Source organism: Pseudomonas sp. Pdm06 (genome assembly GCF_014851795.1).
Lineage (GTDB): Bacteria > Pseudomonadota > Gammaproteobacteria > Pseudomonadales > Pseudomonadaceae > Aquipseudomonas > Aquipseudomonas fluorescens_AA.
The window spans coordinates 459,038-471,534 of the sequence record NZ_JACVAH010000003.1; the positions used below are offsets into that span (position 1 = coordinate 459,038).

Annotated in this window: 12 protein-coding genes; 6 read left to right on the forward strand and 6 right to left on the reverse strand. The window is 60.9% G+C overall.

Annotated features, from left to right (window positions below; translation table 11 throughout):
- Window positions 1–9: 9 nt before the first annotated feature.
- The 4 genes from IB266_RS07590 to xylA all read right to left on the reverse strand — a co-directional run bounded on the left by IB266_RS07590 (window position 10) and on the right by xylA (window position 5,350).
- On the reverse strand, window positions 10–1,146 hold the full coding sequence (locus IB266_RS07590; protein ID WP_192260771.1) for a sugar ABC transporter permease: 1,137 nt from the start codon (window positions 1,144–1,146) through the stop codon (window positions 10–12).
- Complete coding sequence (gene xylG / locus IB266_RS07595) at window positions 1,147–2,703, reverse strand: D-xylose ABC transporter ATP-binding protein (protein ID WP_192260772.1); 1,557 nt, start codon at window positions 2,701–2,703, stop codon at window positions 1,147–1,149.
- 183 nt (window positions 2,704–2,886) lie between these two features.
- Complete coding sequence (xylF, locus tag IB266_RS07600) at window positions 2,887–3,888, reverse strand: D-xylose ABC transporter substrate-binding protein (protein WP_025213958.1); 1,002 nt, start codon at window positions 3,886–3,888, stop codon at window positions 2,887–2,889.
- Window positions 3,889–4,033: 145 nt separating this feature from the next.
- Entirely contained in the window at window positions 4,034–5,350 is a 1,317-nt protein-coding gene (gene xylA / locus IB266_RS07605) for a xylose isomerase (protein WP_192260773.1), read from the reverse strand.
- A gap of 155 nt (window positions 5,351–5,505) precedes the next feature.
- On the opposite strand from xylA, the gene IB266_RS07610 reads away from it, so the two are divergent.
- From IB266_RS07610 to IB266_RS07625, 4 genes are all read left to right on the forward strand, one after another.
- Window positions 5,506–6,693, forward strand: coding sequence for a XylR family transcriptional regulator (locus tag IB266_RS07610; protein ID WP_192260774.1), 1,188 nt, complete (start codon window positions 5,506–5,508; stop codon window positions 6,691–6,693).
- A 78-nt stretch (window positions 6,694–6,771) separates the two neighbouring features.
- The gene (locus IB266_RS07615; protein WP_192260775.1) at window positions 6,772–7,899 is read left to right on the forward strand and encodes a saccharopine dehydrogenase NADP-binding domain-containing protein; all 1,128 of its coding nucleotides are present in this window, start codon (window positions 6,772–6,774) and stop codon (window positions 7,897–7,899) included.
- A 2-nt stretch (window positions 7,900–7,901) separates the two neighbouring features.
- On the forward strand, window positions 7,902–8,396 hold the full coding sequence (locus IB266_RS07620; protein WP_060742682.1) for a DUF2269 family protein: 495 nt from the start codon (window positions 7,902–7,904) through the stop codon (window positions 8,394–8,396).
- A 182-nt stretch (window positions 8,397–8,578) separates the two neighbouring features.
- Window positions 8,579–9,514 (forward strand): hypothetical protein, encoded by a 936-nt coding sequence (locus tag IB266_RS07625; RefSeq protein WP_225613447.1) that lies wholly within the window; start codon window positions 8,579–8,581, stop codon window positions 9,512–9,514.
- A gap of 28 nt (window positions 9,515–9,542) precedes the next feature.
- Here IB266_RS07625 and IB266_RS07630 read toward each other — a convergent pair whose 3' ends face one another.
- Window positions 9,543–9,782 carry a hypothetical protein gene (locus IB266_RS07630; protein WP_192260777.1) on the reverse strand — a complete coding sequence of 80 codons (240 nt, stop codon included), beginning with the start codon at window positions 9,780–9,782 and terminating at the stop codon, window positions 9,543–9,545.
- Between the two features lie 153 nt (window positions 9,783–9,935).
- Between IB266_RS07630 and IB266_RS07635 the strand changes: the two genes are divergently transcribed.
- Window positions 9,936–10,277, forward strand: a complete 342-nt coding sequence (locus IB266_RS07635) for a hypothetical protein (RefSeq protein ID WP_192260778.1) — start codon at window positions 9,936–9,938, stop codon at window positions 10,275–10,277.
- Window positions 10,278–10,382: 105 nt separating this feature from the next.
- On the opposite strand, the gene IB266_RS07640 is transcribed toward IB266_RS07635, so the two are convergent.
- Complete coding sequence (locus IB266_RS07640) at window positions 10,383–11,285, reverse strand: LysR family transcriptional regulator (protein ID WP_192260779.1); 903 nt, start codon at window positions 11,283–11,285, stop codon at window positions 10,383–10,385.
- 92 nt (window positions 11,286–11,377) lie between these two features.
- Here IB266_RS07640 and IB266_RS07645 point away from each other — a divergent pair, with 92 nt between their 5' ends.
- The gene (locus IB266_RS07645; protein WP_192260822.1) at window positions 11,378–12,385 is read left to right on the forward strand and encodes an aldo/keto reductase; all 1,008 of its coding nucleotides are present in this window, start codon (window positions 11,378–11,380) and stop codon (window positions 12,383–12,385) included.
- Window positions 12,386–12,497 lie beyond the last annotated feature (112 nt).

The window sequence follows — 12,497 nt, forward strand, 5'->3', positions numbered from 1 at the left end:
TCCTGATTATCAACGCCGCCCCGTCCGCGTACTCACATCCACCCACACCGCCAGCACCAGGATGCTGCCTTTGACGATCATCTGCCAGTAACTGTCGACATCGAGCATCGACATGCCGTTGTCCAGGCTGGTGATCACCAGCGCGCCGAGGAGGGCGCCGTAGACCGTGCCGGAACCGCCGCGCATGGAGGTGCCGCCGATGAAGCAGGCGGCGATGGCGTCGAGTTCGCCCATGTTGCCGGCCGAGGGTGAGCCGGCGGCCAGGCGTGCGGTGTTGACCACGCCGGCGAGGGCGCACATCACGCCCATGATGCCGAAGATCCATAGCTTCACCGCTTGCACGTTGATGCCGGACAGGCGCGTGGCTTCCATGTTGCTGCCCACCGAGTAGACCCGTCGGCCGAACACGGTCTGGCTGGTGACGTAGCTGAACACGCCCAGCAGGATCAGCAGGAGCAGCACCGGTACCGGGATGCCGTCGTAGCTGTTGAGGGTATAGACGAACCCGGCCAGCACCGCGCCGATCACCACCACGCGCAACACGTCACGCACCAGGGAGTGAGCCGCCAGGCCATGGAGGGCGCGGTTGCGCCGCTGTTTCCAAGTCAGGAACAAGGTCAGGGCGAACAGCAGGATGCCTAGCCCGGTCCCGACCGTGTGCGGCAAATAACCTTGGCCGATGTAGACCAGTTCCGGTGACACCGGGGCAATGGTGGTGCCGCCGGTCACCCCCAGCAGGACGCCGCGAAACGCGAGCATGCCCCCCAGCCCGACAATGAACGATGGAATACGCAGGTAGGCGGTCATGTAGCCGTTGCCCAAGCCGATCACCAGACCGCACAAGGCCACCAGGCTCAGGTTCGCCAGCAGCGGGATGTGATAAACCACATCGAGGATCGCCGCCAGGCCCCCCAGCAGCCCAAGCAGCGAGCCCACCGACAGGTCGATCTCACCGCTGATGATCACCAGCACCATGCCACAGGCGAGAATCCCGGTGATGGACATCTGCCGCAGCAGGTTGGAGAGGTTGCGCGGGGTCACGAACCCACCCTCGGTCTGCCAACTGAAGAACAGCCAGATCAGCGCCACGGCGATCACCAGCGCGAGCATTTTGTAGCGGGAAAACAGCTGTTTGACCTGATTCATCTACGCGGACTTCCGATCATTATTGTTATGGCCATCGGGATGGCTGAGCGCGGCGGCGAGCACCTGTTCCTGGGTGAGTTCGTGGTTGATGAAGTCGCCGCGCAACTGGCCGTCGCCAATCACCAGGACGCGGTCGGAGACCCCCAGCACCTCGGCCAGCTCCGAGGACACCATGATGATCGACACGCCTTCGGCCGCCAGGGCGCCCATCAACTTGTAGATCTCATACTTGGCGCCGACGTCCACACCGCGGGTCGGTTCGTCGAGAATCAGCACGCGGGGCTTGGTCAGGAGCATTTTCGCCAACACGGCTTTTTGCTGGTTGCCGCCGGAGAGGCTGGTGATCGGCAGGAACGGACTCGCGGTCTTGAGGTGCATGCGCGCGATTTCCTTGTCGATGCTGCCCAGTTCGGCTTCGGCGTCGATGCGGGTCAGTTTCGAGTAGTTGTCCAGCACCGCCAGGGTGATGTTCTGGCCCACCCCCAGGTCCGGGATGATGCCTTGGCGCTTGCGGTCTTCGGGGACCATGCACAGGCCGGCGCGGATCGACTTGAGCGGCGTGCGCGTGTCGATTTGCTGGCCGTTGAGCCAGACTTCGCCTTCGTAGCGGCCGGGGTAGGCGCCGAACAGCGCCGAGACCAGTTCCGTACGCCCGGCGCCGACCAGTCCGGCGATGCCAAGGATTTCCCCGCGCTTGAGGACGAAGGAAATATCGTCGACCCGTTTGCGCCTGGGGTTGTCGACGTCGTAGCAGGTGACGTGGCGCGCCTCGAAAATCACCTCGCCGATGTCATGGGGTTCGGTAGGGTAAAGGTTGCTCATTTCCCGTCCGACCATCTGGGTGATGATCTTCGGAATGTCCATGTCGGTCATGGCGGTGGTGGCGATGTGTTTGCCGTCGCGGATCACCGAAATGGTGTCGCACACGGCGGCCACTTCATCGAGCTTGTGGGAGATGTACACGCAGGCAACGCCCTTGGCCTTGAGGTCGCGGATGATGTCCAGCAGCACCTCGATTTCCGAGCGGGTCAGGGCCGAGGAGGGCTCGTCGAGAATCAGCAGCCGTGCCTGCTTGTTCAGTGCCTTGGCGATCTCCACCAATTGCTGGTAGCCACCGCCGTACTGGGAAACCGGCAGCGACACGTTCATGTCCGGAACCTTGAGATCACGCATCAGGGCCTCGGCACGGTGGATCATCGCCGGGTAGTTCATGCGTCCGCCGGGCAGCGTCAGCTCGTGGCCCATGAAGATGTTTTCCGCCACCGACAGGTCGGGGACGAGGGTCAGTTCCTGGTGAATGATGACGATCCCGGCGGCTTCGGTTTCGCTGATGGACTGCGCCTTGAGCGGCTGGCCGTCCCAAATGATCTCGCCTTCCCAGGTGCCGTAGGGATAGACCGCCGACAACACTTTCATCAGCGTGGATTTGCCCGCGCCGTTCTCACCGCACAGGCCGACGCATTCCCCGGGCCTGACCTTGATATCGATGCCGTTCAGGGCTTTGACACCACCAAAGGTTTTGACGATGCCGTTCATTTGCAGCAGGTAGTCGGACATGGCAGGACTCATGAGAATGGGCTCACACACACGCAGGAACCCTGAAGTCAATCAGCCCCCTGTGGGAGCGAGCTTGCTCGCGATAGCGGTGTTTCAGCTTGCCCCCATATTGGATGGGCTGCCGCCATCGCGAGCAAGCTCGCTCCCACAGGGACTTTGCTTAACCCAGGATTTGCACCCAGGTCACTGCCCGGCGATCTGCGCCTTGGTATAGAACCCGTCCTTTTCCAGCAGGTCGATGTTGTCCTTGGTCAACGGCGTGGGGGTGAGCAGGATGGTGTCGACTTTCTTGCTGCCATTGTCGTATTGCGAGCTGAAGGTCGGTTTCTCGTTACGCGCCAGTTGCACCGAGAGCTTGGCGGCTTCGGAGGCAATCAGTTTCAGTGGCTTGTAGACGGTCATGGTCTGGGTGCCATCGATCACGCGCTTGACCGCCGCGAGGTCGGCGTCCTGGCCCGAGATCGGCACCTTGCCGGCCATTTTCTGTGCGGCCAGGGCCTGGATGGCGCCGCCGGCGGTGGCGTCGTTGGAGGCGACGATGCCATCGATCTTGTTGTTGTTCCGGGTCAGGGCGTTCTCCACGATGCTCAAGGCTTCGGTGGGGTTCCATTCCTTCACCCACTGTTGGCCGACAATCTTGATGTCACCCTTGTCGATGGCCGGTTGCAGCACTTTCATCTGGCCTTCGCGCAGGACCTTGGCGTTGTTGTCCGTGGGCGCGCCACCGAGCAGGAAGTAATTGCCCTTGGGCGCGGCTTTCAGCACGCCACTGGCCTGCATCTCGCCGACCTTTTCGTTATCGAAGGAAATGTAGGCATCGATATCGGCATTGAGGATCAGTCGATCGTAGGACACGACCTTGATCCCGGCCTTCTTGGCTTCGGCGACTGCGTTGGTCAGCACGGTGGCGTTGAACGGCACGATGACGATCACATCGACGCCACGGGAGATCAGGTTTTCGATCTGCGAGATCTGCTTCTGCTCGTTGGCATCGGCAGACTGGACGAAGACCTTGGCGTCGAGTTTTTCCGCCGCCGCGACGAAGTAGTCACGGTCCCGCGACCAGCGCTCCAGGCGCAGGTCATCGATGGAGAAACCGATTTTCGGATGGGCCGCATCGGCCATGACCGGAAGCGAGAGCAGGGCGAGGGCGCCGGCGAGCAGGGTACGTTTGAATGTTTTCATGTAGTGCGTCCTTTTATTGTTGTTTGAAAGACACTGCCTGACGATGAGCGTGATACCGGGTAGAACTGTAGAGCGTTGCAGGACGCCGTGGGCACAGATTTGTCGCGAGAATGTAACAACCCCCGTGCCCCGAACGGCGCCGTTGTCAGGGGTAGATAAACCGATTGACCACGTTCTCGAGCATTTCCTGGCGACCGCTGACAGCCTGGGGATTCAGCTCGTTGGTAAAGGCGTGCTCGGCCAACGATTCAAGACTGAAGTCGCCGGCCAGCACTGCCTTGCCAAACGGTTTGTGCCAGCCTGCGTAGCGCTGGTCCTTGAACTGTTGCAACTGATCGTTCTGTACCATGGCTGCCGCGCGCTCCAGGGCGAGGGCGAGGACGTCCATGGCGGCGACATGGCCGTGGAACAGGTCGATATCGTCCACGCTCTGGCGCCGGACCTTGGAATCGAAGTTGAACCCACCATTGCCGAACCCGCCAGCCTTGAGGATTTCGTAGGTGGCCAGGGTCATTTCTTCGACGCTGTTGGGGAACTGGTCAGTGTCCCAGCCGTTTTGCGGGTCGCCGCGGTTGGCGTCGATGCTGCCGAAGATCCCCAGGGAGACGGCTGTGGCGATCTCGTGCTGGAAGCTGTGCCCGGCGAGGGTGGCGTGGTTGGCTTCGATGTTGACCTTGATCTCGTTTTCCAGGCCGAACTGCTGCAGGAAGCCGAACACCGTGGCACTGTCGTAATCGTACTGGTGCTTGGTCGGCTCCTGGGGCTTGGGTTCGATCAGCAGGTCGCCTTTGAAGCCGATCTTGTGCTTGTGCTCGACCACCATGCGCATAAACCGGCCCAGTTGCTCGCGCTCGTGTTTCAAATCGGTATTGAGGAGGGTTTCGTAGCCTTCGCGACCGCCCCACAATACGTAGTTGGAGCCTTTGAGGCGTTGGGTGGCGTTCATGGCGCTGAACACCTGGGCGGCTGCGCAGGCGAACACTTCGGGATCGGGGTTGCTGGCGGCGCCTGCGGCAAAGCGCGGGTTGCTGAAGCAGTTGGCGGTGCCCCACAGCAGCTTGATCCCGGTCTGCTCCTGATGGCGTTCAAGGTGGTCGATCATCTGGGCGAAGTGGTTGCGGTACTCCTTGAGCGAGCTACCCTCCGGGGCGACATCGGTGTCGTGGAAGCAGTAGTAGTCGATGCCCAGCTTGGAAAAGAACTCGAAGGCCGCTTCGGCCTTGCCAATGGCCACTTCCATCGGATCCCCGGCGTGCTGCCACGGGCGCTTGAACGTGCCGGAACCGAACACATCCGACCCCGGCCAGACGAAGGTATGCCAATAGCAGACCGCCATGCGCAGGTGTTCGCGCATGGGTTTGCCGAGCACCAGTTTGTTGGCGTCGTAGTGACGGAAGGCAAGCGGCGAATCGCTGGCGGGGCCCTCGTAGCGAATCTTGTCGACACCGGGGAAGTACGGCATGTGCGGGTTTCCTTTTTATTCTTGGCGGTGTCTCGATACTAACGCCGGCCCCGTGGCTGCTGATTATGAAAATCACCAACGGGCAGTTCGATTTTGAGTATTGAGATTCGTCGGCCGGGCGCCTAGTCTGTGTCCACCGGCACAGGGTTAAGCCAATGAAAACCGTCCCGCCCGTTCACCGCATCGCGCTGTTGTTCAACGGCAGCAAAATCTACGACCGCGGCATCATCAGCGGTATCGGCAACTATTTGAGCAGCACGCGTGCGTCCTGGGACTTGTTTCTCGAGGAGGATTTTCTCTGCCGCTTGAAAGGCATCGAGCGCTGGCAGGGTGACGGGATCATTGCCGACTTCGACGACCCGCTGATCGGCGAGGCGCTGGCCGGGATCAAACTGCCGGTGGTGGCGGTGGGCGGTTCCTATCAGGATGAACGCGCCTACCCGAAGGGCATCCCCTATGTCGCCACCGACAATGACGCGTTGATGAGGTTGGCCTACGAGCACCTGATCGAGGCCGGGCTGACCCGCTTCGCCTGTTTCAGCCTGCCTGAAGCACAAGCCAATCGCTGGGCCCAGGAACGGGAGAAAGCCTTTCGCCGGCTGGTGCAGCGCGACGGCCTGCAGGCCGAGGTCTATCGCGGCATGGGCACCAGCGCACCGCTCTGGGACAGCGCCGTCGAACAGCAGATCGCCTGGTTGCAAAGCCTGCCCAAACCCATCGGCATCATCGCCGTCAGCGACGCCCGCGCCCGGCAACTGCTGCAAGCCTGCCTGACCGCCGGGATCGCCGTGCCGGAGCAAGTGGCGTTGATCGGTATCGACAACGACCCGCTGACCCGCAGCCTGACGCGGGTGCCGTTGAGCTCGGTGATCCAGGGCACCGAGACCATGGGGCGGACCGCCGCACGCCTGCTCCACCAAATGCTGCACGGCATGCCGTCCACGGGCACACAGATTCTGATCCCACCGGATGCGATCAATGTGCAGGTGTCGAGCCTGCATCAACCGTTGGGCAACCCTTATGTCATGCAGGCACTGCTCTTCATCCGCCAATACGCCTGCCAGGGCATCAAGACGGCCCAGGTGGCGGCTTATGTAGGGATATCGCGCTCATCGCTGGAAGCGCATTTTCGCAAGGAGCGGGGCTGCAGCGTCCACGATGAAATCCTGCGCTTCAAACTGACCGCCGCCGCCAACGGGCTGGAAAACACCGACGCACCGATTGCCGACATCGCCCAGAATTGCGGCTTCAAATCGGCGCAATACCTGCACACGGTGTTTCGCCGCGAATTCGGCTGCACGCCCCGGGAGTATCAGCAGGGGGCAAGTGTGGGAACTCAATGACCTGCCACAAGGGCTACACCACCGCCTCGTCCTTGTGGCAAGGTTGCGGGCTTCATCGAATATTTAGGGACGGATGGAATGACGCTCAGGGTCATGGTGGTCGGTGGGTATGGAAATTTCGGCAGTATCGTTTCCAGGCACCTGGTGGTGATGCCAGGCGTACAGTTGGTGATTTCGGGGCGCGACGCCCAAAAACTGCAGCGCAAAGTCGATGAGTTGAACGCCCGATCGGGCACGGCATGTGAAAGCTGGTGCGGCGACGCCATGGGCCCAGGCTTCAAATCTGTCCTTGGCTTGATGAACATCCAATGGGTCATTCATACCGGCGGCCCCTTTCAAGGGCAATCCTATGCCGTCGCCGAGAGCTGCATCGACGCCGGCGTGAATTACTGCGACCTGTCGGACAGCAGAGCCTTCGTCACCGGCATTAGCGCACTCGACACCCGGGCAAAACAGGCAGGTGTGGCGATCCTCAGTGGTTGCAGCTCAGTGCCAACGCTCTCGGCCGCCCTCATTGATCAGCAGCGGCATCGGTTTAAACGCATCGACACGATCGAGCATGGTATTTCTTCTTCGGCCAAAATGCCGGGCTTGTCCACCGTCGAAGGCGTTCTCGCCTATGCGGGTAAGCCGATCAAGCAACTCAGGAATGGCCGGGTGCATGAGGTTCTGGGATGGCAGGATCTGACGCTTCGCAGAATGCGCTACATGGGCACCCGGGTACTGGCTAATGTCGACGTGCCGGACATGGATATCTTCGCCAGCCGCTATGGTGCCCTGAACCTGAGCTTCAAGGCCGGCGCAGGCCTGAAGCTCGGCGGCATTGCCAACTACCTGCTGGCCCAGGCAATGAGGATGGGGCTGGTGCGCGACCATCTCCCTTGGGCGGCCAGGCTTCATCGGTGTGGGCTCTGGTTCGAACGACTTGGCGATGGCAAAAGCGCAATGTACATCGATGTCCATGGCATCGGTGCCGACGGCGAGCCGCTGTCGTTGAACGTGCAGCTCACCGCCATGAACGACAAAGGGCCGGAAATTCCCAGCTGTGCAGCCGTTGCCTTGGCGGCGAAAATCGCCCAAGGGTATCTGCCCGAACCCGGAGCTCGGGCCTGTGTGGGTGAAATCACCGTCGACGAATACATGGCCGCCATCAACGATCCGCAAAACCTCAGCCTGTCTGTGCATTTCTCTGACGGGCAGGGTTGACCATGCTCTATCTGTGCTTGAAGTACATCCATGTGATCGCTGCCATTTTCCTGTTCGGCTTCGGCATGGGATCCTACCTCTACCTGATCGCCGCCAGCCGCACCGCCAACCCGCAGGTCATTGCCCATGTGGCCAGGACGGTTGTCCGGTTCGATACCTGGATTACCACGCCGGCGGGTTTCATTCAGATAGTGACGGGTTACCTGCTAACGAGACTGGCCGGACTTCCCCTGACTACGGAATGGATCATGACGTCGTTGATCATTTTCCTGTGCGTGGGGGCGTTGTGGCTGCCTGTGCTGGTGTTCCAGAAGCGGTTATACGTGATGGCGTCGAGCGCGCTGGGGGATGGGCGCACGCTCGATGATCGATACTCAACCGTGTATCAGAAGTGGTTCTGGATGGGGGTTCTGGGCTTTTTGGGGATGTTTGTCATTGTGTCGATCATGGTGACGAAGATGACGCCACAGCAGTGGATCGAGCGACTACTGGTCTAAATATCGATCCGTTCCGCCGGGTTGTTCCCGGGCGTGGATATCTTCAAGAAACGTCGTTCGTGATCCGGATGCTCGAACAGGACCACTGTCTAGCCTGGCTTGAGCAAGGGGGCGGGTGAAGCGAGTTTGGGCGATGGGCATGAATGTGTGAACACGATGACTTCAAGGACAAGATCCGATCCATGAGCGATGACACCTACACCCTGTACATGCGTTTCCAGACGCCCGATCCTGACATCGGCCCTCGGGAGCGGGCGCCGATGCTTGCTCAGGAGCTGGCCTGGGCGCGTGAGCGGGCGACCATGCATCGCTTCAGCTGGATCATGGTGCTGGTGCCGCCGTTGTGCCTGGGCCCGGTGTTGCCGGGCATCGCGTTTTTGCTGGGGCTGTTGGTCTATCAGGGGTTATCCGCCCCAGGCGTCGACCTTGACCGAATCGTGGGAGATTCCCTTGGCTGGCTTGTGCTCGTCACCTTGCTGTTCATGGCTGCCTGGGTCCTGCATAACTACTTGCGCGATAAGCGCGACCCGACCAAGCGATATTGGCAATCGATGCCCGATCAAGGGCTGGTCGAGCTCGAACACCACACCCTGATCCGCGGCATCAGCCTGTGGTCCAACGACTATGACCCGGACTGCAACACCCTCATGCAATGGATCGACGGCAAGCTGAAATGCGTGCAAGACAGCGGTGTGTCGCAATGGATTCTGGCCAAGACCGCGGCGGGGCATTGGCTGGTGCTCAAGGAGCAGTTCTCAGGGGACTTCAGCTACGGGCGAGTAGGGCAAATGCCTGCACCGGACAAGCTGCTGCAACCCCAGCAGCAACTGGCGATTGCTTTCGCCCCCGGCACGAACCTGCAGTTGGGCCGGCGTTTCGACGGTGCGCCGATGCCATTGGTGGATACGCCGTACTGGATGTCTGCCGATGAACTCAAGCGTCTGGAGGAGGCCGCCCATCACTGGAAGTTTTTACCGCCGAACCGCTATGGGGTGGTCAATGACCAGGACGCCGCCTGGGTGCAACGGCTGGTGGACAGGGCCCAAGCCAGTGTCGGGCCGCAGCCGGCAATAGATCGCAGCCCAGCCCAGCGGGAGCAATCGCCCTCGCCACCATGAATCGAACACATCCCGCAAGTCCGGCTTGTCACTGAAGCCACGTGTCCACCACCCGCCGATCCAGCTCCTCCCAATCCGCCATACCCAATACCCGAGTGGTATTCAATCCGCGCAGATAACCGCGCAGCTGATTGGCCGTGGCCCGCTTGAGCTCCGGGTCGGGTTCTGTGTCGCTCAACAGCACGCTTTCGTACTGGATCAGGTAGTCAGCCACCCGCTCACGGAAGTCGGGCAATACCGAGTCGCGAATCAGATCAAACGTTCTCATGGATAGTCCTCATCAATCTTTCTCGGCTTGCAACTATTGCTAGGAGTAATAGTGACCATTACGAAATGCAAGTTCTGCTTTGCCGGCAATCATTGGAAAATCAGCGCCATCGAACACGCAGCCCCGTATTTTTATTTTCAGGACCCATGACCCATGCGCCGTTTATTTTTGCTTCCCCTGGCGTTTTCCCCATTGTTGCTGGCCGGTTGTGCCTCGGCACCGAACGATCCGACCCTGACCTTGCAGACCAGCAAGACGCCGGCCCAATACGCCGAATGCGTCGTACCGAAATTGCAGGGCAATGCCTTGAACCCGATGGTCTCGCAGACCCAGCGCAGCTACCGCATCGTGGTGCCGAGCAAAGTCTCGGCGGACAACGTGCTGGAAGCCTACAAGGCCGGCAACGGCGGCAAGGTATTCATCTACGAGCGGCACTTGCTGGCCTCCAACCTCCTGCCTTCGAGTTTCGAACGCGCCGCACAGGAATGCATCTGACCGGCCCGTAAACGCTTTTCACCGTGCTCCTTTGGTTGGCCGCAACCAACCAATTCCCTTGCCCCGCACCGTCCTCGGTCGCGGGGCTTTTTTTTTCTGCCGGTTTCAGGCTGGCCAATCGTCCGCCCGGATGAACTCGATGAGCGCTCTCAGGGCCGGTGGCACATGGCGTCGGCTGGGGTAATAGAGGAAAAACCGGCTTGGTGGCGCTTTCCATTGCGCGAGCAGTTCCGTGAGATGCCCATTGCGGATGTCGTCACGCGCCAGCTCCTCGTAGACGTAGGCAATCCCGGCGCCATCTTTCGCCGCCTGGATCATCAGCGCATCGTCTTCAAGAGTGAGCGGGCCGGTGACGGACAACCGGATCGGTTGCCCCTCTGCCTGATACTCCCAGGCGTAGAGTTTGCCGCTGGGAAAACGCCGGGCGATGCAGGCATGGTCGAGCAAGTCCCGTGGAGCCTGGGCGATTCCCTTCGTGGCCAGGTAGGTTGGCGCGGCTACGGTCACGAACGATTGAGGGGGGCCGACAGGGACGGCGATCATGTCGCCGGCCAGGCTTTCGCCAAAGCGCACGCCGGCGTCAAAGCCGCCGTTGACGATATCGGTCAAGCCATCATCGCTGACCAGGTCCAGTTGAATGCGGGGATACCTGGCCACGAACGGCGCGAGCACCTTCGCAAATACTGCACGCGCCGCCGGACGCGCCACGTTGAGGCGAAGCTTACCGGCGGGCACATCCTGCAACGAGGTCAATTGGGCCAAGGCTTCGGCAACCTGCTGCAGGGTAGGGGCCAGCGTTGCCAATAGCTGGTGGCCGGCCTCGGTCGGGGTAACGCTGCGCGTGGTGCGGTTGAGCAGCCTGACACCCAGGCGTGCTTCCAGGGCTCGCATGGCGTGGCTCAGTGCCGAGGCCGAAACGCCACGCTCGTCGGCGGCCTTGCGAAAGCTGCGATGGCGAGCGACGGCGGCAAAGGCATCCAGTTCGGAAAGATCGGGGTGCTGACTCATGAATGCAATTCAGTAGTTCAAATACGATTACCCATCTTATCGTCATGAGATCCCTCGCGGATACTGCCCACATCATCTGTGGAGAACTCGCTATGCAAAAGAATCGTCTTGGATCATCGGACTTGCTGATTTCGCCCATTGGCCTGGGAACCTGGGCCATTGCTGGCACTGGCTGGGAATACAGCTGGGGGGCGCAGGACGACGAGGACAGCCTCGGTGCTCTTGAATATGCCGTTGAATGCGGGGTGAACTGGATCGATACGGCGGCGGTTTATGGATTGGGCCATGCCGAGCAACTGGTCGGGCAGCTGTTGCGGCGGCTGCCGGCTTCGCAGCGTCCATTGGTGTTCACCAAGGGCAGTCTGGTCTGGGACCCGGTCACCAAGGCGATCTCACACTCGCTGGCGCCTCGATCGTTGCTCGCCGAGGTCGAGGCAAGCTTGCGCCGACTGCAAGTCGAAACCATCGACCTTTATCAGATTCACTGGCCGGCCTTTCCTGCCGACGGTAGCAGTGAAGGGCTCGAGAAGGCGCTTTCGGCGTTGGCCACAGCCCGCGAACAGGGAAAAATTCGCGCCATCGGCGTCTCCAATTTCGATGTCGCGCAACTCAAACGGGCCCAGGCGGTAACCGAGATCGTTTCACTTCAGCCGCCTTATTCCGCCTTGATGCGGGACATCGAGCAAGACGTCCTGCCATTTTGCGAGCAGGCGGGAATGGGTGTCTTGGCCTATTCCACTCTTCAATCGGGGCTGCTTTCCGGCAGCATGACGCGCGAACGCATCGCCCAATTGCCCGACGACGATTGGCGCAAGGCGCGAAGCGCCGACTTCCAGGAGCCTCGCTTGAGCGCGAACCTGGCGCTGGTCGAGGTCTTGGCTGGTATCGGCGAACGGCACGGGGTCAGTGCGGCGGCAGTCGCCATCGCCTGGGTGCTGCGCAAGCCGGTGGTGACCGGCGCCATCGTCGGAGCCCGTCGCCGCGGGCAGGTCGATGGGCTGATTGCCGGCGCGCAGCTGTGCCTCAGCGCCGAGGAGATCGAAGAAATTCGACCCTTCCTGCCAGTGGGCATGGGCACGAATGTCCCAGGGAGCGCTTGACCGTTTATCGTGCAGGCGCTCCCTGGAATGAGCGGGTTTGACGCTTCGCTGCATAACCGGCACTATCTGCTCGTTGATGATCATTAGTGCTCGTTTATGCAGGTTGTATCTC

Coding starts and splice junctions, on each gene's coding strand:
- IB266_RS07590 (WP_192260771.1), bottom strand. CDS start 1,146: ATGAATCAGGTCAAACAGCTGTTTTCCCGCTACAAAATGCTCGCGCTG.
- xylG (WP_192260772.1), bottom strand. CDS start 2,703: ATGTCCGACTACCTGCTGCAAATGAACGGCATCGTCAAAACCTTTGGT.
- xylF (WP_025213958.1), bottom strand. CDS start 3,888: ATGAAAACATTCAAACGTACCCTGCTCGCCGGCGCCCTCGCCCTGCTC.
- xylA (WP_192260773.1), bottom strand. CDS start 5,350: ATGCCGTACTTCCCCGGTGTCGACAAGATTCGCTACGAGGGCCCCGCC.
- IB266_RS07610 (WP_192260774.1), top strand. CDS start 5,506: ATGAAAACCGTCCCGCCCGTTCACCGCATCGCGCTGTTGTTCAACGGC.
- IB266_RS07615 (WP_192260775.1), top strand. CDS start 6,772: ATGACGCTCAGGGTCATGGTGGTCGGTGGGTATGGAAATTTCGGCAGT.
- IB266_RS07620 (WP_060742682.1), top strand. CDS start 7,902: ATGCTCTATCTGTGCTTGAAGTACATCCATGTGATCGCTGCCATTTTC.
- IB266_RS07625 (WP_225613447.1), top strand. CDS start 8,579: ATGAGCGATGACACCTACACCCTGTACATGCGTTTCCAGACGCCCGAT.
- IB266_RS07630 (WP_192260777.1), bottom strand. CDS start 9,782: ATGAGAACGTTTGATCTGATTCGCGACTCGGTATTGCCCGACTTCCGT.
- IB266_RS07635 (WP_192260778.1), top strand. CDS start 9,936: ATGCGCCGTTTATTTTTGCTTCCCCTGGCGTTTTCCCCATTGTTGCTG.
- IB266_RS07640 (WP_192260779.1), bottom strand. CDS start 11,285: ATGAGTCAGCACCCCGATCTTTCCGAACTGGATGCCTTTGCCGCCGTC.
- IB266_RS07645 (WP_192260822.1), top strand. CDS start 11,378: ATGCAAAAGAATCGTCTTGGATCATCGGACTTGCTGATTTCGCCCATT.